At 41.4% G+C, this 26,085-nt stretch carries 23 protein-coding genes; 12 read left to right on the top strand and 11 right to left on the bottom strand.

From position 1 onward, the window contains the following. The first annotated feature begins 81 nt into the window (after window positions 1-81). The 3 genes from QZT69_RS05590 to QZT69_RS05580 all read left to right on the top strand — a co-directional run bounded on the left by QZT69_RS05590 (window position 82) and on the right by QZT69_RS05580 (window position 2,485). A complete protein-coding gene (locus QZT69_RS05590; RefSeq protein ID WP_294671536.1) occupies window positions 82-621 on the top strand; it encodes a peroxiredoxin-like family protein in 540 nt (179 codons plus the stop codon). A 101-nt stretch (window positions 622-722) separates the two neighbouring features. Continuing rightward, window positions 723-1,673, top strand: coding sequence for a T9SS type A sorting domain-containing protein (locus tag QZT69_RS05585; RefSeq protein WP_294671533.1), 951 nt, complete (start codon window positions 723-725; stop codon window positions 1,671-1,673). A gap of 209 nt (window positions 1,674-1,882) precedes the next feature. After that, window positions 1,883-2,485 carry a superoxide dismutase gene (locus QZT69_RS05580; RefSeq protein ID WP_294671530.1) on the top strand — a complete coding sequence of 201 codons (603 nt, stop codon included), beginning with the start codon at window positions 1,883-1,885 and terminating at the stop codon, window positions 2,483-2,485. Window positions 2,486-2,724: 239 nt separating this feature from the next. On the opposite strand, the gene QZT69_RS05575 is transcribed toward QZT69_RS05580, so the two are convergent. From QZT69_RS05575 to QZT69_RS05560, 4 genes are all read right to left on the bottom strand, one after another. Continuing rightward, entirely contained in the window at window positions 2,725-4,368 is a 1,644-nt protein-coding gene (locus QZT69_RS05575) for a choice-of-anchor L domain-containing protein (protein WP_294671527.1), read from the bottom strand. A gap of 84 nt (window positions 4,369-4,452) precedes the next feature. Next, complete coding sequence (locus tag QZT69_RS05570; RefSeq protein WP_294671525.1) at window positions 4,453-4,698, bottom strand: NifU family protein; 246 nt, start codon at window positions 4,696-4,698, stop codon at window positions 4,453-4,455. Beyond that, entirely contained in the window at window positions 4,685-5,779 is a 1,095-nt protein-coding gene (locus QZT69_RS05565) for an Mrp/NBP35 family ATP-binding protein (protein ID WP_294671522.1), read from the bottom strand. The genes QZT69_RS05570 and QZT69_RS05565 overlap by 14 nt, the downstream gene beginning before the upstream one ends. 188 nt (window positions 5,780-5,967) lie before the next feature. After that, window positions 5,968-10,833, bottom strand: a complete 4,866-nt coding sequence (locus tag QZT69_RS05560; protein ID WP_294671520.1) for a hypothetical protein — start codon at window positions 10,831-10,833, stop codon at window positions 5,968-5,970. Between the two features lie 158 nt (window positions 10,834-10,991). Between QZT69_RS05560 and QZT69_RS05555 the strand changes: the two genes are divergently transcribed. The 4 genes from QZT69_RS05555 (at window position 10,992) to QZT69_RS05540 (ending at window position 14,724) form a co-directional block, all read left to right on the top strand. Beyond that, a complete protein-coding gene (locus QZT69_RS05555) occupies window positions 10,992-12,281 on the top strand; it encodes a gliding motility-associated C-terminal domain-containing protein (protein ID WP_294671517.1) in 1,290 nt (429 codons plus the stop codon). Then, the gene (locus QZT69_RS05550; RefSeq protein ID WP_294671513.1) at window positions 12,278-13,207 is read left to right on the top strand and encodes a type IX secretion system membrane protein PorP/SprF; all 930 of its coding nucleotides are present in this window, start codon (window positions 12,278-12,280) and stop codon (window positions 13,205-13,207) included. The genes QZT69_RS05555 and QZT69_RS05550 overlap by 4 nt, the downstream gene beginning before the upstream one ends. A 97-nt stretch (window positions 13,208-13,304) precedes the next feature. Further along, the gene (locus QZT69_RS05545; RefSeq protein ID WP_294671510.1) at window positions 13,305-14,270 is read left to right on the top strand and encodes an OmpA family protein; all 966 of its coding nucleotides are present in this window, start codon (window positions 13,305-13,307) and stop codon (window positions 14,268-14,270) included. Between the two features lie 94 nt (window positions 14,271-14,364). After that, window positions 14,365-14,724, top strand: coding sequence for a CoA-binding protein (locus QZT69_RS05540; protein WP_294671507.1), 360 nt, complete (start codon window positions 14,365-14,367; stop codon window positions 14,722-14,724). Window positions 14,725-14,767: 43 nt separating this feature from the next. Here QZT69_RS05540 and QZT69_RS05535 read toward each other — a convergent pair whose 3' ends face one another. The 6 genes from QZT69_RS05535 to QZT69_RS05510 all read right to left on the bottom strand — a co-directional run bounded on the left by QZT69_RS05535 (window position 14,768) and on the right by QZT69_RS05510 (window position 19,728). After that, entirely contained in the window at window positions 14,768-15,838 is a 1,071-nt protein-coding gene (locus QZT69_RS05535) for a Fic family protein (RefSeq protein ID WP_294671504.1), read from the bottom strand. Window positions 15,839-15,926: 88 nt separating this feature from the next. After that, window positions 15,927-16,976 (bottom strand): tRNA preQ1(34) S-adenosylmethionine ribosyltransferase-isomerase QueA, encoded by a 1,050-nt coding sequence (gene queA, locus QZT69_RS05530; protein ID WP_294672027.1) that lies wholly within the window; start codon window positions 16,974-16,976, stop codon window positions 15,927-15,929. Window positions 16,977-17,047: 71 nt separating this feature from the next. Then, window positions 17,048-17,743, bottom strand: coding sequence for a tRNA pseudouridine(55) synthase TruB (gene truB, locus QZT69_RS05525; RefSeq protein WP_294671502.1), 696 nt, complete (start codon window positions 17,741-17,743; stop codon window positions 17,048-17,050). Between the two features lies 1 nt (window position 17,744). Next, window positions 17,745-18,557 carry an undecaprenyl-diphosphate phosphatase gene (locus QZT69_RS05520; RefSeq protein WP_294671497.1) on the bottom strand — a complete coding sequence of 271 codons (813 nt, stop codon included), beginning with the start codon at window positions 18,555-18,557 and terminating at the stop codon, window positions 17,745-17,747. A 7-nt stretch (window positions 18,558-18,564) separates the two neighbouring features. Then, entirely contained in the window at window positions 18,565-18,813 is a 249-nt protein-coding gene (locus QZT69_RS05515) for a DUF3098 domain-containing protein (RefSeq protein ID WP_294671495.1), read from the bottom strand. Between the two features lie 24 nt (window positions 18,814-18,837). After that, a complete protein-coding gene (locus tag QZT69_RS05510) occupies window positions 18,838-19,728 on the bottom strand; it encodes an ABC transporter permease (protein WP_294671492.1) in 891 nt (296 codons plus the stop codon). 151 nt (window positions 19,729-19,879) lie between these two features. Between QZT69_RS05510 and QZT69_RS05505 the strand changes: the two genes are divergently transcribed. The 3 genes from QZT69_RS05505 to QZT69_RS05495 all read left to right on the top strand — a co-directional run bounded on the left by QZT69_RS05505 (window position 19,880) and on the right by QZT69_RS05495 (window position 22,810). Further along, on the top strand, window positions 19,880-20,491 hold the full coding sequence (locus QZT69_RS05505) for a YceI family protein (protein ID WP_294671490.1): 612 nt from the start codon (window positions 19,880-19,882) through the stop codon (window positions 20,489-20,491). 221 nt (window positions 20,492-20,712) lie between these two features. Then, window positions 20,713-21,984, top strand: coding sequence for an aspartate kinase (locus QZT69_RS05500; RefSeq protein ID WP_294671487.1), 1,272 nt, complete (start codon window positions 20,713-20,715; stop codon window positions 21,982-21,984). A gap of 76 nt (window positions 21,985-22,060) precedes the next feature. Further along, window positions 22,061-22,810 (top strand): OmpA family protein, encoded by a 750-nt coding sequence (locus QZT69_RS05495; RefSeq protein WP_294671486.1) that lies wholly within the window; start codon window positions 22,061-22,063, stop codon window positions 22,808-22,810. A gap of 26 nt (window positions 22,811-22,836) precedes the next feature. Here the strand turns inward: QZT69_RS05495 and QZT69_RS05490 are convergent, their stop codons facing one another. Beyond that, on the bottom strand, window positions 22,837-23,418 hold the full coding sequence (locus tag QZT69_RS05490) for a hypothetical protein (RefSeq protein ID WP_294671484.1): 582 nt from the start codon (window positions 23,416-23,418) through the stop codon (window positions 22,837-22,839). Between the two features lie 162 nt (window positions 23,419-23,580). Here QZT69_RS05490 and QZT69_RS05485 point away from each other — a divergent pair, with 162 nt between their 5' ends. Then, the gene (locus tag QZT69_RS05485; RefSeq protein ID WP_294671481.1) at window positions 23,581-24,447 is read left to right on the top strand and encodes a MerR family transcriptional regulator; all 867 of its coding nucleotides are present in this window, start codon (window positions 23,581-23,583) and stop codon (window positions 24,445-24,447) included. A 147-nt stretch (window positions 24,448-24,594) separates the two neighbouring features. Continuing rightward, window positions 24,595-26,076 (top strand): NAD(P)/FAD-dependent oxidoreductase, encoded by a 1,482-nt coding sequence (locus QZT69_RS05480; RefSeq protein WP_294671478.1) that lies wholly within the window; start codon window positions 24,595-24,597, stop codon window positions 26,074-26,076. Window positions 26,077-26,085: the final 9 nt, after the last annotated feature.

Below are 26,085 nucleotides of genomic sequence, written 5' to 3'. Positions count from 1 at the left end.
AAAAAAATGAATTTTTCCGGTTGGCTCTTACCAGCATTATTTGCTATCACCATTTTATCATTTACAAACAAAAAAGAAAACATGAAAATTAGTCAGGGACAAGCAGCTCCGTCATTTACCATTAAAGATGTAAACGGAAGTACCGTTAATCTATCCGATTACAAAGGAAAAAAAATACTGCTCACTTTTTACAGGAACGTGGGTTGTCCGATTTGCAACCTCCGCTTCCATGAAGTGCAGGAAGAAGCAGCTTACTTTAAATCAAAAAACTTAATTGTTCTGGCTGTCTATGAAAGCACTGCCGAAAATATGAGAACTTACCTGGAAGGTGAAACTCCTCCCTATGCCGTCATGCTGCCTAACCCGGAGAAAACCCTGTATCAATTGTACGGCATCGAAAGGAATAAGGGGAAAATTTTTAAAAGTATTTTCCATGGGGCTATTGGCAAGGCAAAGAAAGGCAGTAAGCTTTTTAAGACAAAAATGAAGCAGGATGGGGACATGGGTACCCTGGGAGCGGATTTTTTAATTGACGAGAACGGAATTGTAAACAGAGCTTATTACTGCAGCTACATCGGGGATCATTTACCGCTTGATACCGTTAAAGCATTTTTAAACTGACCTTACGAACATTTTGTATTTTTATGCATCTATTTTCAATTATCCGGGCAATCAATCATTTGATTCGATAACTTAGCGGTCTAATTTTAATTATCTGGATCATGAAAAAAATCTACTTTTTCGCGGCGATGCTGATTTCAGGCAATGCGCTGTTTGCTCAAAATTTAACTCGTACAGATGTCGGTTATACGGCAGGCGACAACTATACGATGTACGTTTCAGACTACGTAAACCCAGGAAGTGCAGGGACAGGTGTAACATGGGATTTGTCTGCCATGACTGACAACAGCCAGGTAACAGCTTCGGTAACAGCTAATTCAGGAGGAACTTTCCCAACTGCAAATGTCAAAATAACCCAGTCAAACGGAGGAGTTATTTACTACAACATTTCCGCTTCTAAAATGGAATTGGTAGGTTTGGATGCAGGAGGAACTGTTTTCACCTATTCGAATTCTCAAACTTACATGCAGTTCCCGGTTACAAGCAGCTATAATTATACAGATGCATGTGCCGCAAGTTTTTCTGTAAGCGGTTATGCTTTCAACAGAGCCGGAACAATCCAATCTGAGTATTCCGGTACAGGTACATTGATCACTCCGGAAGGAACTTTCACCAATGTGGTTCGTATCAAGTCCACTCAGACAAACACGGACACTTATGCCGGAGGAACTGTCAACTCATCGATTGTTGCTTACAACTGGTACAAAGCAGGAGTTAACCACGAATTGGCAAATGTTTCTGACATTACAGGTGCTCAAACTTCCCAGTCTGCTTATTACACAAGCGTTCCTGCAAACCTTGGATTGGAAGAAAGCGAATTGATCAATTTATTGATGTTCCCGAACCCAACTACAGGTTCTGTTCACATCAACTCCGATGAGGTAATTTCTAAAGTCGAAGTTTACCAATTATCCGGTGAATTGGCTTTGGAGCAATCTGCAAACACTACTTCTTTGGAAATGGATCTTTCTGCTTTGAACACAGGAATGTACCTGGTGAAAGTATACGGAACGAACGGAGCTGTTTCTGTTAAACGCGTTTCAAAGAACTAAGCCGATATTAAATTCTTTCAAAATCCTTCTGCCTCAGGGTAGAAGGATTTTTTGTTTATACCTTTATTTGGTCTCTTTTGTTTTCATCATTTTTGAATTTTGCATTTTGAATCCCTTTTAACCTTTCATAACAAAAGCTTCTTTCGTCTGAAACAGGCATTATCAATTTTGTTTCCTATTTTTGTTAGACAACATAAAAAATAACTGTTATGGCATTTGAATTACCAAAATTAGCATACGCATACGATGCATTAGAGCCACACATTGACGCTCGCACGATGGAGATCCATTATTCAAAACACCACCAGGCATACGCAACAAACCTGAATAATGCGATTGCAGGAACGGATTTAGAAGGAAAATCAATCGAATATATTTTACAAAACTGCAAAGACAAGCCGGCTGTCCGCAATAATGGCGGAGGTTTCTGGAACCACAACCTGTTCTGGGAAATTATGGCACCGAATGCAGGAGGAGTTCCAACAGGTGAACTGGCTCAGGCAATCAACGATGCTTTCGGAACATTCGAACACTTCAAAGAAGAGTTTGCAAAGGCCGGAGCAACGCGTTTCGGTTCAGGATGGGCCTGGTTGTGTGTAGAAGACGGTAAATTGGTTGTTTGTTCTACGGCAAACCAGGATAATCCATTGATGGGTGAAGGATGTAAAGGAACACCGATCCTTGCTATGGACGTTTGGGAACACGCTTACTATCTGCATTACCAAAACCGTCGCCCGGATTACATCAACGCATTCTTTAATGTAATTAACTGGAACAAAGTTGCAGAGAAATACGCTGCAGCGAAGAAGTAAGAAAAGCTTTTGATTCGTTAAAGACAAGCGTTGCGCCTTCGCTGACCGGCATGTCGCCAAAGCTTTAGCGGCGGCACAAGCTACTGCGTAAGCGTTAGCGCAGTAGTAAAACAAAATCTATATTAGCTGGCAATAAAAAAATAAAACCCCGACGATAAATGTCGGGGTTTTATTTTTTCATCCTTATGAATCCAGGCAAAGCAAGTAGGGGCGTAAAATTTTACGCCCCTACTTGCTGCTTATTTCTTCGTCACAACCAATCTTTTTGGTGCCGACTGATCCATGCGTACCAGGTAAACCCCTTGTTTCAACTGACTGATGTCGAGGGTTGTTTTTAATGCACCTTCCGCCGGGTTAATTTCTGTTACTACTGCCCCGTCGATCGAAATAATCCGGATCACTTTCACCGCCTGGTCTGAAGTAATCTCAACGACCTTATCAGCCGGGTTCGGAGCAATCCTCCATTCAATTTCTTTGTATTCTTCCAATCCCAAATACGGCGTTCCGTTTGTTTCAATTCCGTTTAAAACGATTGCATAATCGGCTCCCAATAAAATCCCTCCGACCGGAAGATCGAAGAACATGGTATCCGTATGCGGAACGTAAGGAACATCAACTAATAAGTAGTAAGAACCGTCTGATACGTGATCGATCGTATAAGTTCCGTCTGCAGCAGTGTATGCGAAACCTCTTGTTTCATGCGTCTGTGCATCTTTCAAAAGCATCAGTGCTCCTCCAAACGGCACGTTCAGTGATTTCAGGTAAGAAGTATCCACTACGATCGTTCCCGAGACACTTCCGGTTCCGCTCAATACATCCAGTGTATCCGAGTTGATATTTGCATTATTCAGGAAGCAAGGCAACCCGATCGCGTCTGCTCCTGTCCAGGTAGAACTTGTTGCAAAGTAAAGTGGAACTGCTCCCGGAAACAGAACCGGATCAGGAGTAAAACGCACATGGTACAATCCGGTAGGAAGGCTGTCGGCTACATAGGTTCCATTCGTTACGTTCACTGTTTCTACCGGTATTGCAACAATGGTATCCTGAACGAAGTTGAATACCTCCAGGACTCCTTCAGCCGGTTGGCCGTTTACTGTCAAACTACCGGAAATATCGTTGTTTGCTTCCTGCTCATCCAGGAAAATAGCCGAATCATATATTCCGTCTGAAACATCGGAAATAACCAGTTTAATGTGGTAAGTGTTCCCTACCTGCGCAAAAAACTTTGCCTGTAACGGAACGGTGTATGCATCAAATACAAAATTCACCGAATTAGGTCCGCTCAGATTGTCAATATAGTACTGAGAGTTTACCAGTTGATTGATTGAGTTGATCTCTACCGGAATAGCAGTTCCGGGAACATTCGCAATATTTACGGGAACTCCCCCATTTTCAGAAACCAGGAAGAGGAAACGATCGTTATAAGTCGTATTTGAATATTCCGGGTATTCTTCCGAAGCAAAAATGTAGTTGAACCGGATGGTATCGGTAATGATCGGTGTGAAATCAAAATGAACCGCGATTGCATCGTGGCTGGAAGCCCCCTGACCGGTTAAGTTCCCATATTGGATGATATCATAATCTCCGGGCATATTCAAATCATAACTTGAAAAATTAGCCGATTGGACACTTGACATATTTGGAAATCCTGTTGAGAGTACCAGACCACTGTTTACCCCCAATGAAGAGCCATTTTCAAAACGGGCAATTTGAGGCTGCGCGCCTTGTATTCCCACATTGGAAATGCCTTGGCACTGCACACCGAAAATATTCGTGATCAATACTTCCAGGTCTGAAACACCGGAATAAATGAGCTGGGAATTCGAAAAATTGGAATAAGTGAGGAGGAGAGCAATTACTAAGGTTGTTTTCAATTGTTTCATAGCGCGGGTAATTTTTTTGAACATGACTTAGACGCCACGATTCAAAAGAAAGTTGCACTACTACTTTTCCACTGACTGAAAAACTTAGTTTATTGCTTCCACAGCAACGATCTCAGGAGCAACCTTTTTCACTGCTTCTTCCAATCCTGCTTTAATTGTCATCATACTCATGGAACAATCGCTGCAAGCTCCGAGCAATCTCACCTGCGCAACTCCTTCATCAGTAATATTAACCAATTCCATATCACCTCCGTCTGCATTTAAGTGAGGTCTTAATTCACTTAGCGAAAGGTTGATCTTATCAGTTAATTCGGATTTATTTAACACCATCTTTTTGTGTTTTTAATGCTTTACGCGCTTTTAGCACGTTTACCTCTTCCACAAAGATACGCACTAATTCTTCAAATGCTAATGCTGTAGGCGTATTTTCCTGAAATACAGCAGGTCGGCCCGCATCTCCGGACTCACGCACTCCCTGTACCAATGGAATATGCCCCAGGAAGGTTTCATTCATTCCGGCAGCCAGGTTTTTCACCCCGTCACGCCCAAAAATGTAGTATTTATTCTCGGGAAGTTCAGCAGGTGTAAACCAAGCCATGTTCTCCACCAAACCAACAATCGGAACGTTGATCGTATCCAATTTGAACATGTTTACTCCTTTGCGCGCATCTGCAAGAGCAACTTCCTGCGGTGTACTTACGATTACTACTCCGTCCAATGGTACGGTTTGCACCAGCGATAAGTGAATATCTCCCGTTCCCGGAGGAAGGTCGATCAATAAATAATCCAATTCTCCCCAGTATGCATCTGTAAATAACTGTGTCATTGCCTTTGCAGCCATTGGTCCGCGCCATACAATCGCTTCATCATTCTGGGAGAAGAATCCCATGGACAAGATCTTGATCCCGTAGCTCATCACCGGATTGATCATCGGTTTTCCATCTACATCCAACATCGTCGGTCTCTCGCCGTTCACGTCAAACATCGTAGGGATACTTGGTCCGTAAATATCTGCATCTACAATCCCGACACGGAATCCTGCTTTTGCTAATCCACCGGCTAAATTCGCAGTTACGGTTGATTTACCAACTCCGCCTTTCCCGGATGCCACAGCAATGATATTTTTTACTTCCGGGAGGATTTTACGGTGAGTTTCACGCGCTTCGGACGGCAATCCTTTTACCATGCAGGTAATTTCGATACCTTCTCCGAAAACACGCTTTAAATTAAACTCAACAGCTTCCTGCATGCGTTTTCTGGCGTGCAATGCCGGATTTGAGACATAAATCGTAAGGGTAATTTTCGAACCTTCAATCTGCAGATCTTCTACAAAATTGAGTGTTACGATATCTTTTTTTAGATCTGGCTCCAAAATGGTTGCCAATACTTCCAAAACTGCTTCCTTGGTCATGGTAATTTATTTACACTGCAAAAATAGGTATTCGTTCGCGGAACTTCTCTTAAAACAAACTATTTTCTGTCAGAATACCCAAGATTTAACCTTTCACCCGATTGGCTTCTGCATTCATCCGGAAATAAACTAAAAAGTCCCTCTGTCGTAACAGAAGGACTTATTTTATTAAAAGTGATTTCGAATACTTAAGGTCTTCCCGCCGGTCTGGTAGGAGTAGTTGGTCTTGTCGGAGTGGTTATTGTTCCCGGTTTAGGAGTTCTAACAGGTGTAGTTGTCTTCCCGTTATTATTTCCATTCCCGTTTCCGTTCTCATCATCAACCGTTCCGTTTGTTCCGCCGTTAGGGCCTCCGGACCCTTGACCCGGGTTGGATTCGTCCGTTCCGTCTGTATTATTTCCGTGGCCATTATTCCCGTTACCATTACCTGTACCAATAGTACCATTCCCGTTTTCGCTCGGACGGGCAGCGCTTACCTCACAAGATTTCGTATCTGATCCGCTTGCATTCGTAGCTGTAATTACCAAAGGAATCGAAACAGTAGACAAAGTTATATTCACCTCGAAAGAGAAAGTGAGAACATTACTTTCAATGCTTGAAGTAAACGCTACATTTCCTCCGTTATACAAAATACTTACCTGGCTTGCATTTGCTACGTTCTGAACAGTTCCTGTAATTAATGCCGTTCCAACCATGAATACTGCCGGGCAGCGAAGCGGTTTCGTTAAAGTAATCACTGGCGCCGGGATGACCTCCGGTGCGTTATAAATAACAATCTTCGAATCGGTAGCAGTTCCGCCCGGTGTAACAGCAGTTGCAACAATCACGTTTTGGCCTAACAGGTATGTTGCATTGAAACGAATTCCTCCGGTAGAGGCTTTGTAATCAAAGTTTGTTGCAACACCATTCACTGTTACTGAAACCTGGGATGCCGAAGTAACCCCGGTAGTCGCAATCTGAACCGTTTGTGCAGACTGATCTGTTTCCAGAGGAGAAATCGAAGGACTTGTAATCTGGATCGTTGGAGCAGGAACTTTGATCACCTCATTTCTCAATACACTGATCGATTTACTGTTCTCACCACATTTGTTATTCGCCTTTATAACGATTGCATTAGTCCCCACCACTAAGTTTCTGTCCAAAGTCAGAACTCCGGTTTGCGGGTTATAAACAAACCCGATTACCTGTCCGTTGTGTGTCACCGTAATTTCAGACTGGTTCGCTACGTTAGATACGGTCGCAGATAAGTTAAACCCGTCTGAAGTGACTACCGAATTATTGGGTGTAGAGCTTCCTGTAATGGTTACAACCGGAGGTTTACAAACCGTACGTGTTATCTTCCAGGTTAATTGTTTGGAACCGCATTCGTTTCTTACGAAGATCTCAATCACGTGCGCTCCTTCTGTCAAAGCAATTGTTGAAGAAATGGTATGGGAACCTTCATCGTAATTGAAAGTGGTGTTGATTCCGTCAACTTTCACCTGGATTTGAGAAGCCTGGGTTATGTTGCTTACTGTTGCTGAAACAGGAACCGATTCACTTTCTGTAATCAGTCCTTCGCGCACAGGTGTCAATCGTATAATATCCGGAGCAACACATGGAATCACTTTCGGCTTCATAATAACTACGACAGTATTGGTTGTCGTACCGCAAGTATTGGTTGATTTAATCTCGATGGAATTTGATCCTTCTATTAAATTCACCGTTTTCTCAAACTGGGAAGTACCTGCGTTAAACGTTCCTGCAGACTGCAGGTTTCCGTTCAGGTAAACCTCTACCTGGTTTACAGAAGTGATATTGGCAATAGTTGCTTTTACGGTGAAAGCTGAATTCTCAACAGCTGAATTCTGAACTGTTGGATTGATGAACGTAATAACCGGTTTGTTACATGGAGTTTCGATTCGTTTGTAAATTACCGAAGTAGATGCGGTGTGACTTCCACCTGCATTTGTTCCTGTAATTTCAAAGATGTTATTCCCTGCATTCAAAGTGTGATTGAATGTCACTTCCAAAGTTGCCGGATTAAATGTCCAGAATCCCGGGTTCACTACCAACCCATCTTCTTTCACCACGATTTGCGACTGCATGGTCACGTTCGTAACCTTCGCTCTTACCACATAAGCAGGCGAAGAAACTACTTGTCCCGGAACTGCAGGATTAATAAAGCTAACCACCGGAGGCTGGATAACCTCGTCGCGTTTGTAGATGATCTGTGTTGCATCCGATGAGGTCCCCGCAGTATTTGTTGCAGTAACAGTTACTGTGTTCGCCCCCAAATTCAAAGCTGTGTTCAGTGTTAAAACTTTAGTAGATGTCGAATAAGTGAATGCGGAGTATGGTGCACCGTTTACCAATACCTGGATCTGCTGTTGATTATCCACATTCAGTACTGTAGCTGAAATAGTGCTGTTCGGCACATTCACGGTATGCGGGTTCGCAGCCGGATAAGTAATTGTTACAACCGGAGGCAATGTCGGATTTGGTGCTCTGTAATTGATCACTGTTGTTTCCATATCGGAACCTGCAGCGTTTGTAGCCGTAATTTCGATCACATTTGCCCCGTTCACCAAACCTGTGGTGAATTCCATTAATTCATTGGATGCCGTATAAATGAAGTTTGAAGAAACCTGTCCGTTAATCTTCAATACGATCTGGTTTGCTGTGCTTACAAAGCGAACGCGTGCTTTCACAGGGTAAGAAGCATTCAGAGACGTAGCAGGATTCAGGCTCGGGTCGATGAAAGAAACAATCGGAGGCTGAACAGAAACCGGTTTTCTGTAAATAATCGTTTGTGTTTCACTTGCTGTTCCTGCGGTATTTGTTCCTGTTACGGTAATGATATTTGCCCCTTCAATTAAGTTTACCGCGAAAGAAGCATTGTTGTTCATAAACGTAAAATTGGTCACATTCGCTCCGTTGACATTTACGTTTACACCGCTTTGACTGGTTACATGAAGAACAGAAGCTATTACATTCTGCGTTCCCGCCGAAGTATTGTACGGATCAATATTCGGAGTTGTAAACTGAACAACCGGCGGCTGCACCGTTTCAACCCGCTTGTAAATAATGGTAGTCTGCTTGGAATCAGTTCCGTCTGCATTTGTTCCGGTAACCGTTACAACGTTTGCTCCCGGTACCAGGTTCAATGATTCAGTGACACCATTTGAAGCAGCATTGTAATTGAAAGTTGTCAAATTCGTGCCATTCAGCGTTACTTTAACCTGGCTCTTCTGAGTCACATTCAATACAGTTGCATTCAGGTTGAACACAGCACTGGAAGTTTCATACGGATTTGTCCCCGGGTTTGTAATTGTAACAATCGGAGGTTTCGGAGCAATGCGGTTATAAATAATGATCGTTGTTGCAGAAGCAGACCCTGCAGCGTTAGTTCCGATCACTTCGAACACGTTTTGTCCCGGACCTAAGATCACATTGCTGGTAAACTTATCCGTTTGAGCGTTGTAAGCAAAGTTATTATTGATCGTACCATTCTGCTTAAAGGTTACATGCTGTGCATCTGCTACATTCAACACATCAGCAGTTAAAGCAAACGTATTTTGATTGACCGTATATGGATTGATATTCGGATTCACGAAATAAACAACCGGCGGCTGAATGATTTGCTGAGGTTGGTAAATAATCGTTGCAGTTTCACTATCAGAACCGTATTGGTTTGTTCCTGTTGTAACGACCACATTTGATCCTGTCACTAAATTCAAGGTAGAAGTAATTCCACGGGTTGAAGCATTGTAAGTAAATACAACGGGACTTCCGTTCAGGGTCATTGTAATTTTATCCTGTCCGGTAACATTCAATACGGTTCCTGTTAGGTAAAACACCGGATTTTGAACGGTTGTAGGGTTTGAAGCCGGATTGGAATAAGTAACAACCGGTGGAGTTGGTGTTTCTCTCACATAGTTAATGACTGTCTGGTCCATATCCGAACCAAAATCATTGGTTCCTGTCAATTCAAACACATTCTGTCCCGCAACTAATGTTACAACACTTTGGAACTCCTGGGTAGAAGGGTTGAATGTAAAGTTTGTAACGTAATTCCCATTTTGTCTGAAAACGACATTGGAACTTGAAGGAACGTTTTGAATTTTCGCTCTGATTACGTAACTGGTTGAATTCACCGTAGTTCCGCTGACACTCGGATTCGTGAAATCCACTACCGGAGGAGTTCTGGTAGGCTGAGTCCAGGATGGATTCGTAACAACCGGCTGGCGGACAGTATCCTGGTAAGTCGTTGTATGTTCGTAATGGCTTCTGATGTGGAACTTGAGGTACACACTGGTATAATGATACCAGTCATTGGCATATTTTCCTTTGGAAGAAAGATGACCGTCAAAATTGTCAGCCATTGTAAAAGTAGTCTTGTGTTCAATCCCCAAAGAAACTCCTTTTGCAATCTGGTATCCGAGACCTATACCAACGCTTGGCATAAATTTACCCATGCTTGCCGGTGAATTCAGATCCGTTTCGAACTTCTTATCCGTCATTGCATGAATTTCAGTCTGTGTATACGAACTTTCCGCCAATTTTGTGGAATCATACAAGTAAGTGAATTCATCAGATCCTTTCAAATCCCCTTTCGCACGATACCAGGTATAACCTATCCCACCGAAAATATAAGGGTCCCAGCCGGTACGCTCTCTTAATCTGTTGAAATGGATCGCCAATTCCAGGCTCAATTCATGCAATCTTGTACCAAAATTCAAGACTACAGGCTGACCAGCGGCAGTGTACTCCGTATAAACAGGATTGGAAGAAACAGTTGTAGAATCGGTATTGTAACCTTTCCAGAGTCCGGTCAAATAACGTAAACGCAAATCAAAACTGATCGGCTTTCCGTAGTTGTAATTGAACTGACGCCCAAGTATCAACCCATATCCCAAATCCAGTTTGTATGGAACATCTGTTTTCGTCCACGTTCCACCAACATTTAAACCCCAAAACCAGCGACTATCATTGTCGTAGTTTACTTTTTCGTTTTGAGAAAATAAGGTGGTGGTTAATAGTAGACCTACAATTAGTGTGTAAAAATATTTCATAGTCTAAAGTTTAATCTATTTTGAGCCCTAACCATTCCTATGCCAAAAAAACACAAAAAGGTTTCCATTTAACAAAATTGACGGCGCGAAACTACGAAAAAACCATTAAAATATCCCCGAATGTATTAGTTTTACAATCATATACGCATCTTTCGCACATGAATCTCAGCGCTGTTAAAGTATTGTTAATCTCGTTTTTAAGTGTAGCATCCGGGTTCGCCCAGTTGACAAACGACGGATGTCCGAGCGCAATTCCTTTATGTCCGGGGGTATCTGTTTCGGGATCCAATATCGGAGCAACAGCAACGGTATGTCCCGACTGCGAAGATGATTTCGCGTTTTGTTTCTCAGGAACAAACAGTGTTTGGTACCAATTCAACACCAATGTAACAGGCGGCGATGTCACCTTTAATTTCAGCAATATTCTTTTCAATCTTCAGGCAACCCGAGGTACTGAATTACAAGCAGCAATTATACAAGCAGCCGTCCCTTGTGATGCTGCAACTTATACATTAATTAGCAACTGTGAAGCCGGATCAGCGGGGAATTTCTCCCTCGCAGCATTGGGACTTCCTGCAAACACAACTTATTACCTGGTAGTAAACGGTGCAACAAATGGCGGTGCTGTGCTTCCGGCAGAAGCTACTTTCGATTTGATTGGCTCAGGCACCGGATTTGACAGACCTGCTCCCGGGCTTTCGATCGGCGGCCCAACCATTACGGTTTGTCCGGAAACCCCCACTTCGTTTACTGCCTATCTAAGCAATTGCACTGATACGAGCGATTTCAGTTGGTATGTCAACGGCACACTGACGGCAGTTACACAATCTTCTTTATGGATAACAAGCAGTTTGCAAGACGGGGATGTAGTTTCGGTAGACTGCAGTTGTTTTGATGTTTGCCCTCAATCTTTGACTTATGCTTATTCAGCGGTGACCGTTGATCCTTTAACTGTAGATGCCGGTCCTGATTACACGATCCAGGCCGGAGGGAGTGTACAGATTACAGGAACCTCTAATGGAACCGATTTCATGTGGAGTCCGACACAAACATTAAACACACCTTACTCTATCACCACTTACGCATCACCGGAAGAAACGACCGTTTACACCCTGACCGCTTTAAATACGAATTGTTCCCTTTCCGATGAGATGACCGTTTTTGTTTCAAACAATCTGGACATTCCGGGAAGCTTTTCTCCGAATGGCGACGGACACAATGACAAATGGGTTATTGATGGAATCGGTTTCTATCCCGATGCTCAAGTAGTCATTTACGACCGCTGGGGGCAAAAAATTGCAGAGATTTCCGGTTATAGCCTAATCAAAGCCTGGGACGGTACCAATAAAGGAAAACCTGTTTCGGATGGAGTGTATTTCTATTCATTGGATCTGCGCCAAAATAACGACACCAAACCTCTGAAAGGAAGTATTACCGTAATCCGATGATGAAAAAGATTTTGCCATGTGTACTTTTTTTGATGACCTTTTGTTCTTATGGACAACAGGTGAGCCATATGTCGCAATGGATGCATCATCAGTATGCGCTTAATCCGGCATATACCGGAATTAAGACCTGCCTTGAAGCACAATCAACATTCAGAGGCCAGTGGATCAAAGTAGACGGAGCCCCTTATTCCGGATGGGTAAGCGTTCATGCTCCCCTGCAGGCAAAACGAAGAAAATTCCTGAGTGGCAGACACGGCTTGGGCGGAATGGTTTACCTGGACAAAATCGGTCCTTTCCAGGATATCCGGGTACAATTATCCTATGCCGGGCATTTCAATTTCTCACTAACCAACCGCTTGTCATTGGGGCTCGCAGTTGGTGCAAGGCAGCTTTCTTTTGACCTAAACGAAGCAAAACCTTTAACCCCCGACCCAACTATTAACGGAAGTGCCTCCCAAATTCTTCCTACTGCAACTTTCGGTGCATGGTGGAACGGAAAAAACTACTTTGCCGGATTTACTTTGTATGAATTAATTCCTCAAAAATGGAATGTAATCGGTACAAACGCAGGATCACAAATGCATTGGATGGTTACGGGCGGATATAAATTCTATATCAACCCTAAAATAGATTTGTATCCGGGCATGTATATCGCATATACTAAAAACACGCCGCTGGAACTGCAAATACATACACTGGTCGAATTCCAGCGCAAGTTCAATATCGGATTAGGTTTAAGGAATACAGATGCTTTAATTGCCCTGATTGGATTCCGGTTCAAAGAAAAATGGAAACTGGGTTACTCCTATGATTTTGTTCTTTCTAAAATGCGCCCGAACACATTCCACTCACACGAGATCACCCTTTCATTTTCACCGTGCAAGCAGCGCTCGGAAAGCACATCAGGCTGCGCCGATTTCGATTAAATTCTCCAGCTATTCCCATTTCACTGTTTATAAGTATCCGCTTCTCGCCTCTACAAAGGCTGATTTCTTTCGAAATTTGAGGGTAAAGCATTTTTGAATGAAAAAACAACTTTCTATAATCGCATTAACTTGCGCATTGGCTGCATGCGTACCGGCAAAAAAATACAACGAACTCCTTGAAAAAGAAAAAACATGCAGCGAGGAATTAAGTAAATACAAAGCTTCCAGTATCGAAAATGAAGGAAAAGCAAAGGATCTTCAGGTAATGGTAGATCAGTTCCGGAAGGATATTGTTTCTCTAAAGAAAGACACTTTGGAATTAGGGTCAAACCTGCGCTTCCTGCAATCACAATATGATCTGATGGTGGCGCAAAACGAAGCATATGAGCAGAAATTGGATCAAATGCGCATGAAAGGAGCCAAAGAGTCGGCAAATTACCAGGCAGATATCGATGCAAAGAACCAGGAACTTCAACGAAAAGAAGATGCGCTAAAGGTCCTGGAAAGCGAATTGGTTGCCAAAGAGAAACTTCTGATTGAACGCGAAGAGCGTGTTACAGAACTCGAAGAAATGATCAAGCGCAAAGATGATGCAATGAAACAGTTAAAAACACGTGTTTCGAACGCATTAAAAGGATTTGAGAACAAAGGTTTGACGGTTGTCGAAAAGAACGGAAAGATTTACGTTTCATTGGAAGCCAAACTACTTTTTGCATCCGGAAGCACAACCGTGGAACCCGACGGTAAAAAGGCTTTGATTGACCTGGCAAAAGTATTGGAAAATGAAAAGGATTTGGAAATCATCGTTGAGGGTCATACTGACACCGATAAACTGGCAAGTTCTGCCCACCCTAAAAACAACTGGGAATTAAGCGTTCTTCGCTCAACGGCTGTCGTTGAAATTATGGTCGGGAACAGCAATATGAATCCGATGCAGTTAATGGCCGCAGGAAGAGGAGAATATCATCCTGTTGATCCAAAGGACAAGGCAAAAAACAGACGCATTGAGGTGATTATCTCACCGAACTTAAATGAGTTATACCAGATTTTAGACGGGAAATAATTTACAGATGGACATCCAAGAAAGGCACTCTTTTGAGTGTCTTTTTTTATGGAATAATTCGTAACTTAAAGTATACAAAAGAAAGAACATTCAAATGGAACAAACATTGGTCATAGGAGCAACAACGAAGGAAGATCGTTACGCCAACAGAGCGATACGCGCATTAAGAAGTCACAAATATCCGGTAGTTGCCTTCGGACAGAAAGCAGGTACGGTATTGGATGTTGATATTGAAACGGAATGGAATCCGGATTGGGATATTGAAACAGTTACGTTATATCTGGGACCTCAAAATCAGAAAGAATACATAGATAAAATCATCGCCCTGAAACCAAACAGGGTGATTTTCAATCCGGGAACCGAGAATCCGGAGTTTATTGAAAAACTGAGAGCTGCCAAAATCCATCCTGAAATCGCCTGTACATTGGTGATGCTATCTATTGGAAATTACTAGAACAAAAAAAATCTTGCTTTTCTCAAGCAAGATTTTTTTATGCCTAACCACAAAGAGCAATGTGTTCCTTTAATGCATGAATGACCGTTTCTGCAATTAGAGTATGGAATGCGTTCTTGTTATCTTCAGAAGCCGTTTCCAAGGCATTGTAATAACGAAGACGATTTTCCAGCTCTCCCTTAATATTGGCGATCGGATAACCATGCTGCATCAAAATGAGGTTCATAATTAACCTGCAGGTTCTGCCATTGCCATCTATAAAGGGATGAATCCGAACTATGCGCTCGTGCATTTCTGCCGCGAGAATAACCGGATGGAGAATTGACTTGTTTTCTTTATAATACACAAAGACTTCTTCCATCAATGGATTAAGCAGGTATGGCTCCGGCGGAAGATGGCTGCTCCCGGAAATGCGTACACCTATAGCCCGATAAACCCCGGCATTCTCACGATCTATTCCTTTTAGGATCAAGTAGTGGATTTCTTTCAGGACTCGCTCCGAAAAAACGGTTTTATTCTGAATGATTTCTCCCAGGTAACTGATCGCTTCAGCATGATTAATTGCTTCTAAATGTTCCCGAACAGATTTCCCGCCAACGGTAATTCCATCATTAACTACCAGGTAGGTTTCCTGTAAGGTCAAGGTATTTCCTTCAATTCGATTACTCTCATAAGTATAATTCAAATTGAAATACTCTTCCATTTTCTTCAGTTGTAACTGATTCAAAGGGCGCTTCGATGACCATGTGCTTAATAAATGTGAACATTCCTGCAGCAATTCACTCAATTCTGAAGAAATGGATTTCTCATGCTTTGTTTTGTTTTTACGGTTATACCTGACACGTTTCTCTGCGACTTGCATTGCCTTTTCAAACAAACGGCTGTCATCATCAAATAAAGCATATATTCGCTCGCCTATCCAGGTTGCTTTAGTATCATCTTCATCCAAATCTAAATGTAAAATGAGTAATTGAAGATGCTTTTCAGAAGGCTGTCTCTCTCCTTTTTCATACTTATTCAGTAAAGCTGTATCTATTCCTGAAAGATTTGAAAGTTCTTTCAAGGTGTAGTTGAACTGCAAGCGTGCTTCCTTAAAAACTGATCCTAAACTCATTTTGACCAAATTATTTTAGACAAATTTAGTCAATTTTTTCAGGTAAAAAAATCCCCGAAAAAATTTTCTCACTTTTTCGGGGAACTTCTTAAAGTATCAACATCGCATCTCCGTACGAATAGAACTTATATTTTTCTTTAATTGCTTCATGATAGGCTTCCATCATTAAGTCATGTCCACAAAAAGCAGAAATCATCATTAACAATGTAGAGAGTGGTGTATGGAAGTTTGTTACCAAACTGTCTGCAATACTGAAATCGTATGGTGGGAAAATGAATTTATTTGTCCAGCCATCAAATGCTTTTAGCATGTTATCTGTAGAAACTGAAGTCTCTACTGCGCGCATAGACGTTGTTCCGATAGCACAAACACGTTTCTTATTTCTTTTCGCTTCGTTAACGATATTTGCAGCTTTCTCGGTAATAATCACCTGCTCCGAGTCCATTTTATGCTTTGTCAGATCTTCTACTTCCACCGAACGGAATGTCCCCAATCCAACATGTAATGTAACCTCAGCAAAGTTGACACCTTTCAATTCCAAACGCTTCAACAATTCACGTGAGAAATGTAATCCTGCAGTCGGCGCTGCAACAGCTCCCTCTTCTTTAGCATAGATTGTTTGGTATCTCTCCTCATCAGCCTCTTCCACATCACGCTTGATATATTTCGGAAGCGGAGTTTCTCCAAGTTCTGTAATTTTCGCTTTAAATTCCTCGTAAGGACCGTCAAATAAGAATCTAAGTGTTCGTCCTCGTGAGGTTGTATTATCAATTACTTCCGCAACCAATGAATCATCATCACCAAAATACAATTTATTACCGATTCTGATTTTTCGTGCAGGGTCTACCAATACATCCCACAACAAACTTTCACGGTTCAATTCTCGCAATAAGAATACCTCGATCTTAGCACCCGTTTTCTCTTTGTTCCCGTACATACGAGCTGGAAATACACGTGTATTGTTCATAATCATCACATCACCTTCTCCGAAGTAGTTGATAATATCCTTAAACAAACGGTGCTCAATTTTTCCGGTATCTCGGTGGATAACCATCAATCGTGCTTCATCACGGTTTTCACTTGGGTATTCAGCAATCAGTTCGTCCGGAAGGTCAAAACTGAATTCAGAAAGCTTCATTTTATTCATACAAGCTGTATTTTTATCTGCTTTAAATCAAAAGTGGGCAAAATTACAAAAAATCAGGCTATTTACAAAGGTTGTTCTTCAATGAATGAGATCCATTCTTCAACACTCCTGGAATCTTTGATATCGTAAATACCTGATTTGGTTCTTCGCAATGCTATGAGCGTAGCTCCACACCCCAATTTTTGCCCGAAATCATGAGCAATCGAACGAATGTAAGTCCCTTTTGAACAAGAAATCTCAAAATCAACTTCGGGAAAACGAGAAGCATCAATTTTGAAATCCATCACTTCAATCGTATTGGGTTTTAATTCTTTCTCAATTCCTGCTCTCGCATAATCATAAGCGCGCTTACCATTGATTTGTTTCGCTGAGAATAAAGGTGGGACCTGCTGCTGCACTCCCAGGAAACTTTGACGGACTTCCTCCAATCGTTCCGAAGTAATACCTGAAGTATCTTTCTCTGAATTGTACGCTGTTTCCAAATCATACGAAGGAGTTGTTTTGCCCAAAAGGAAAGTTCCTGTGTATGTTTTTGCATCCGAAGTGAGCCCCTCGATCAGTTTGGTGTGTTTCCCAATGCAGATCACTAACAAACCAGTTGCCAAAGGATCCAATGTTCCGGCATGACCGACCTTGAGCTTTTTAACTCCCAACCTCTTACGTAAATGCCAACGCAGTTTATTGACCGCATCAAAAGAAGTCCATTCAAAAGGTTTATCCACCAAAATGGTGCTTCCCTGAGCAAATTCTGTAATCATATTACAATAAGAAATAAAGCAACAATAAGCTTCCTGCAACTATTCGGTACCAACCCCAAACTTTAAAGCCATATTTATTCAGGATACCGATAAAGAACTTGATCGCCAACACCGCTACAATAAACGCAACGATATTCCCGATCAGGAAAAACATCAGCGATTGGTTTGACGCAAGGATCATCTCATACCCCTTTTGTTCAACGGTCGGGCTCACAGTCCATTTCTTCAGGAAAACAGAATAACATGTAACTGCCAGCATGGTTGGCACTGCAAGGAAAAAACTAAATTCAGCAGCGGTTTTCCGGGACAATCCCTGCTGCATACCTCCAATAATCGAGGCTGCGGAACGACTTGTTCCGGGCATCATTGCCAAACATTGCCAGAAACCAATAATAATCGCCTTCCGGAATGAAATATTCTCTTCTTTCACAATACGCGGAGTACCGAAAAAACGGTCAATAAACACCAATACAACTCCTCCAACAATCAATGTAATTGCAATCGGAACTGGTTTTTCCAAGACACTTTCGATCAAATCATCAAAGAATAATCCCAGCACCAGTGCAGGAATTACAGCAAAACCAAGCTTTAAATAAAATTGGAAGGAGGTTTCTTTAAAGAATTTTTTCCAATATAAGAAAACAACCGCCAGAATTGCCCCGAATTGAATCGACACCTGGAACATCTTAATAAATGCACTGTCCTGGATTTCAGCAATAGAACTCGCAAAGATCATATGCCCTGTTGATGAAACAGGCAAAAACTCGGTTAGGCCCTCAATGAGAGCCAATATAATTGCTTCAAACCAATTCATGGATTATTTATTCTTGGGAGTTAGAATCTTTTGCTTTCTTCATGATGCCGTAAATCATTACGACGAAACCAGCCACAATTAAAATCGGAGCAACTGTAATTCGAACGGTAGAAAACAATTCCTTTTCATGAAATTCGGAAGGGTTATCCGCGCCACCGCCAATCATTAACAGGTAGCCGATGATGTTAATTGCCAAACCGATGAAAATGATCCGCAGGTTTTCTTTTTTAATAGGAAAGTCGAATTTATTGTTCATGATATAAATGAATGTGTCGCTAAATTAATATAAATCATCCAATTTCGCACGTAAATATTTGTTTAGCGCAAACCAGGTAGAAACAACCGTTAGCAGACAACCGATAATCAACAAGGAAGCAAACAGCAGCAGCACATCGAGCAGTTTCATATCAATTTCGACAATATCAAGGACATTGTTCAATGCAAAAAACACGGTCATCAGAAAAGCCATTCCGATAATTCCGGAAACAATTCCCTGGAAAATGGCTTGTTTTAAGAATGGCCTCCTGATAAAACCACTTGTAGCTCCTACCAATTGCATGGTTTTGATTGTAAAACGCTTGGAATAAAGAGCCAGTCGGATCGTATTATTGATCATAGCAACAGCAATCACAATTAATAACGATGCAACTATCAAAATCAGGAAAGCAAATTGCTTGAAACCTAAATTCACCTCCTCCAGGGCAGCCTTATCGTAATTTACTTCAGCAAGCATATCTCCGTACTTACTATTCAGACGTGTTTCAATTTCCTTCATCCCTTTTTTTGTCACATAAGAGCTAACCGGTCTGAAGTTAATAGTCGGAGGAAGTGGGTTTTCTCCTTCAAAAATGGCAAGAATTTCAGCCGAATTCTGGTCCGAGCCTTTAAACTCATCGATGGCACGTTCCGGCGAAACAAACACAACTTCTTTAAAGCAGTTCCAGGATTTCAGTTCCTGGGCAACCTGCTTAATATCTCCCGGATTATATTCCGATTTAAAGAACAGGTCACCATGCAGGTTCTCGCGCGCCTGTTTTTGCAGTGAATCCAGACCGATAACTCCGGCAAGGACCAAACCAATCATAAACAAGACCAGCGAAATTCCAATTACGGTTGAAATGTAACTGGTTCGCAGTCCTTTCTTTCCTGTTTTTTCGATTCCTTTACTCATCATCACGAAATTACACTTTTTCAACACATACTCTTTGACGAATTTGAGAAGCTATTAACGAAGAAATGAACAAATTTTCAGCTTTCTCAAATTTTGCTGACTTCATAACTAAAAAACGCCTATTTTGTAAAAACTTTAATTCGTAAACCCTATGAAGAAAACTATTTTTTATGCCGCATCCCTGGCATTTATCGCTTTTGGAATGACCGCTTGCGGAGCTTCAACAGAAGAAAATTCGGAAGAAACTCCAGTCACTTATACATTGGATGCAAATGCTACTACCTTGAAATGGAAAGGTACGTATGCAGCAGACGGGCACTCCCACAACGGTACTGTCAATATATCCAGCGGATCCATGAGTTACAAAGGCGAAACTTTCGAAACCGGGAGCTTCACAGTCGATATGAACACAATCAAAAATGAATTAACTCCCGAAATGGGCTCGGAAGACCTGAACAGCTCAATCATGGGAGAAGGGTTATTCAATACAGCTCAATTCCCGAATGTAGATGTTGTTATAAATAGTATTTCTGACAAGGAAATTGACGCTACGCTTAAAGTTGCCGGAAAAGAAGTTCCCGCTAAAATGCCGGTTAAAGTTAAAAAGACAGACAAAGAATTAACCGCAAAAGGAAAATTCACGGTTGATTTTTCACCGATGAAAGCAGAAGGTTTCCAACCCGGAAAAGAACCTGGAAAAGAAACCCAATACATCAAACCGGATGTTGAATTTGAATTGAACCTCGTTATGAAGGCTAAATAGTTAATAAAATACATTAAAAAAAACGCAAGGCTTCCCTCAATCGACGGAGGCCTTTTTTATTCTCTTTGACACGCTTAAGTCAAAACCTGTTTTTTCACAACCAATAAATCAAAATTAAACATTTAACACTTTATGTTTTATTTCTAAAAAATTGTGATAATTTAATTTTACAGAATCATTGGAATTGTTTTTGGATTATTTTTGCCGAAAATTAATTTCAGATGAACGTTTTCAAATTTGGTGGAGCTTCCGTGAAAGACGCCAATGCAGTAAGGAATGTATCACGCATTCTTTCCCTTTTCCCTAAAGACCAATTGATTGTTGTTGTATCCGCGATGGGAAAAACAACCAATGCAATGGAGGAGATTGTAGATTGTCTATGGAACAGGAATGAGAAACGTTATATGGAATTGATTGAGGACCGCTACCAATTTCATCAATTGATCGTTGCCGATTTATTCCCGGAGAAGCATTATTTCATTTACCAGCAGATGGATGAACTCTTCGAATCCCTGAAAAAACGCTTTCACCAGCCGCTTTCGGATAATTATAACTTCGAGTATGATCAGATCGTTTCTTTGGGAGAGGTTTTGTCAACTATGATTGTTGAGGCTTTCATGAAAGAAGAAGGACATGTAACTGCCTGGGTAGATTGCAGAAAGATTATCCGTACCAATCATGAATACCGCGAAGGAGAAGTCGACTGGGCGAAAACTGAAGCTTTGGTAAAAGAACGATTACTGCCTTTATTCAAAGACAAGCGCATTGCAATCACGCAAGGTTTTATTGGTCACACTTCCGAAGGTTTTACAACAACACTGGGAAGAGAAGGCTCTGATTTCACTGCGGGGATTTTAGCTTATTGCACCAATGCTTCGGGTGTTACGATCTGGAAAGACGTTCCGGGAATGTTGAATGCAGATCCGAAATGGTTCGACGACACGATCAAACTCCAGAAAATTTCTTTCAAGGAAGCCATTGAACTTTCTTATTACGGAGCAAGTGTTATTCACCCGAAAACAATCAAACCGCTTCAGAATAAGGGAATTCCATTGTATGTAAAATCATTTATTGACCCGAGTGCCGAAGGAACAGTCATCCAGGAATCCATGGATTTTGACCACCTTGTTCCATCCTTTATTTTCAAAATGGACCAGGTATTGATGTCCTTTACACCGAAAGATTTTTCTTTCATTGTTGAAGAAAACCTTGGGGACATTTTCCAGCAACTGGCATTCTACGGGGTGAAAATTAATTTGATGCAGAATTCAGCACTGAGCTTCTCAATCTTATTTGACAGATCCAAAACGGATCCGATGAAACTGGTTGAAAAATTCAAAGATCAATATACGGTCCGCTACAATGAAGGACTGGAATTAGTTACTATTCGCCATTACGACCAGGCAACTATTGATCGTGTAACTGTTGACAAAGACATTCTTTTGGAACAGCGGACCAGACAAACCATCCGCATGGTCATGAAAAACAAGTAAGCACGCAATGCCTTGCGTGCTTACTTGTTTTTGTAACGAATCCCCTAAGTTTACATTATCAACTTTGAAAAAACTTATGAAAGGACTCTTACATTCACTTCTCATCCTCGCACCTGCTTTGTCATTCGCTCAATCGAAGGCATCTATTGATTCGATGTCTTTCCATTTCGGGTTCAATAGTCGTGAAATCTCTTTTCAGGACCAACACAATTCAGAAACCAAAACGAAACTTTCGGCGCTTAAAAACCAGTCATTGGTTCTCAGGGCATATACAGATTCGACCGGTTCTAAAGAATACAATATCAAATTAGCTGAAGCACGATTGGATGCAGCTAAGAAGTTCCTGAACAAAACCTATCCGAACCAATTCACCATCCGGACAGAAGTCGCTATAGGTGAAGATCTTTCTCAACGATCCGATGCAGATAAACGACGGGTAGATATTTTGGTATCACGAAAAACAACTGCTAAAAACAGGACATTCGAATTGAATGTGCCAATCAAGCTTGGAATTCAATTTGTTTATGGAATGGACGAGTTAATCAAGAGCTCCAACGCAGACATTCAGTTCCTGATAGAAACGCTCAAATCCGACAAAGACTTGCAAGTAACACTTGCGGGACATGTTTGCTGTGGAACAGATACTCAAAACCTTTCCGGGAAACGCGCAGAAAAGGTCAAACAAATCCTTATCCTGGAAGGAAATATCTCAAGCGACCGGATTACAACAATCGGATACGGAAACAAAAAACCCTTGTATCCGGATGATTCTGAATGGCAGCGGCAAGCGAACCGACGGGTTGAAGCCACATTTTACAAAAAATGATTTATCCAAAAAAAGTAGGGGTGCGATTATGAATTCCCTTTCAACGGCTTCACCGATTTGATCGATTTGGCCATCAGGTCGATAATGATTTTCTCAAATCCGTCATCACGGCTTCTGAATACATAGGTAATTCCATCAATTACCTTTTGCCCGTAAACATGATAAGTCTTGTGCTCTACCCCAACAGATTTCGAAGCGCCTTTTTTACCGTCCACTTTCAATTCGCGTTCGTATAAAATGAAATCAGGCTCATCCACCAGGTATTTGATTTTATAAAAGTTCAAACCGGCCAAACGTTTCTTCTCGGAAGAAACCATTTCACGATCAGATCCCCAGTCATCAATAATCATATGAAAATTAGGTCCAACCATTAATTCCCATTTAAAATCATCTTCCACGTGAATAATCTCAGGCTGTGTAGATGCACCGATATTTGCAGTTTCATCCGGCAGCATAATCATAACCGGAATGTCATACGGCTTCATGGAAAAACCCTGGAACTCATACAATTCCTCATCAGTCAATTCTTTACCTTCCTCAGAATCACCACAGCGAACAGCAACCAGCGAAAGAGTTAAAAACAACAAAAAGAGCGGAAATTTTTTCATACCTGTTTTTTAATTATCCATCCGGATTATAATCCAAAAGGAGAAGTAATTAGGACAAATATAGTTTTTTTATCAATTTTGACCCAAATTGACGGTTTCAATTAATTACGAGCAAAAATTTTGTTGTTTTGAAACCATTTATCGTTTGTAAGTTCAAAAATTATGGCAGGATACAAGATCCGGGACCTGGAAATTCTGACAGGAATTAAAGCACATACGATCAGGATGTGGGAGAAGAGGTATGGGATGCTCACACCACAAAGAACAAGCACCCAAATACGAACTTACTCCGACGATGAATTACTGCTTCTTTTGAACATCTCCCTTCTGTATAAAAAAGGAATTAAAATTTCCAGGATTGCAGAAATGAGTACAACTCAAATTTTCGAAGCATCCAGATCCATGCAGGATTCCGGAGACAGTGATACTGCAGTAGAGCAATTTATTGTTTCCGTATTGCAACTTGACGAACAACTATTTCACAATACATTCCATGAACTCATTCAAAAAGACAACCTTTCGATCATATTTTCAGAGCACATTATTCCTTTTTTGAACCGCATCGGGATTATGTGGCTGGTTGGAACCATTAATCCCGCGCAGGAACATTTCATTTCCAGTCTCATCCGGCAAAAAATCATTGCTTCCATCGATCAGCTTCCCATTCCTGACCCGACCAAAGGAAAAATTGTTCTTTACCTGCCGGAACACGAATGGCATGAAATCAGTCTGCTCGTTTACCACTACCACCTCCGCTCGAAAGGACTCTACAGTGTTTATTTAGGGCAGGCACTTCCATACGATGCTTTAATCAAAATAGTAAAAACCCTGGAACCCGTAGCTATTGTTTCCAGTTGGCTTACTGCTATCGAGCCTCAAAAGATTATGGATCATTTCAAACAGATCGAAACCCACATGCCGGCAATAACTATTTTCGCAGGCGGTTATCAAATCGACCAATTGGAAACGTCTCTTTCGAAAAATATCCGGCGTATCCGCACACTTTCTGATTTAGAGAATCCTATCTGAGGTCCGGGATTATTATTTTAAATAGTAACATTTTACTTTTGTTTAATCTTTTTATATATTTGTTAAACAGAATGATTTTGTCTTCCCGAGTTGATTTTAATTGTAAATTCATTGCGGAGAGGTTCAACATTCAATTTAAAGTGCTCAATGTCAGGAAAAAAAATAGCTATCATCGGTTCGGGTATTTCAAGTCTATCCTGCGCGGCGTTCCTTGCAAAGGAAGGGCATGAGGTAATGATCCTGGAACAAAACGACAGTATCGGGGGGAGAGCACGGCGGTTTAAGACCGATAACGGATTCATGTTCGACATGGGACCAAGCTGGTACTGGATGCCGGATATTTTCGAGAATTTCTACAACCAATTCGGTTATACTACTTCAAACTTTTATGAACTGGTAAGATTGGACCCTTCCTACCAGGTAATCTGGGGCAATAACGACATTGATCCTATTCCGGCTTCTCTTGAAGAACTGGAAGAGTACTTCGAAAAACTCGAAATAGGAAGCAGTATAAAATTGAGAAAATTCCTGGCTGATGCCGAAAAGAAATATGAGATCGGGATGAAGGACCTGGTTTACAAGCCAAGTTTGAAATTGACGGAATTTGCAGATACGCGAATACTAGCCGGTCTTTTCAAAATGCATTTATTCACGTCCTATGCTTCCTTTATCCGGAAATACTTCACCCATCCGAAAATCATTTCCCTGCTTGAATTCCCAATCCTTTTCCTGGGTGCTACCCCAAAAGACACACCCGCACTTTATTCCCTGATGAATTATGCAGACATCCGCCTGGGAACCTGGTATCCGATGGGTGGGATGTTCGAATTTGTAAAAGCTTTCGAGCGGATTGCTCTGGACCAGGGAGTTACTTTTTCATTAAATACCCGCGTTCTTGGGTTTAACACTTTAAACGGCAAAATCGAGTCCATTACAACTTCCAAAGGACAAATGAAATGCGATTATGTGATCTCGGGAGCAGATTACCGGCATACAGAGCAATTGTTAAAGAATAAAGCGAATTACACGGATGCTTACTGGTCCAAACGAACAATGGCACCATCCTGCTTATTATTTTACATCGGTCTGGATTGCAAAATACCCAACCTGTTGCATCATAATTTGTTTTTTGATGAGGATTTTGACACACATGCTTCCGACATTTATAAAAATCCGAAATGGCCGCGAAAACCACTTTTTTATGTCAGCTGTCCTTCAAAAACAGATCCTTCAGTGGCTCCTGCAACCGGGGAAAATTTATTTCTCCTGATTCCGATCGCCCCGAACCTGGAAGATTCGGAAGAACAACGCGAAGTCTATTTTGAAATACTTAGAAAACGCTTAATCGAAAAAATCGGATTTGATATCAATCCACATATCGTTTACAAACGTAGTTATTGCATCGCTGACTTTATGACAGATTACAATGCATATAAAGGAAATGCCTACGGATTGGCAAATACATTAAAACAAACTGCTTTATTGAAACCCCGCATCAAGAACAAGCATTTATCTAACCTGTTTTACACAGGGCAATTGACAGTTCCCGGACCTGGAGTTCCGCCATCAATTGTTTCGGGAGAAGTGGTCGCAAAACATGTGATCAAACGGATTGAAAAACTGAACTAAGAACCCTGC

Origin of the sequence: uncultured Fluviicola sp., from assembly GCF_902168135.1 — a bacterium.
Lineage (GTDB): Bacteria > Bacteroidota > Bacteroidia > Flavobacteriales_D > Crocinitomicaceae > Fluviicola.
The sequence above is the reverse complement of the archived record's forward strand: the minus strand, read 5'-3'. Positions and strand labels throughout refer to the sequence as shown.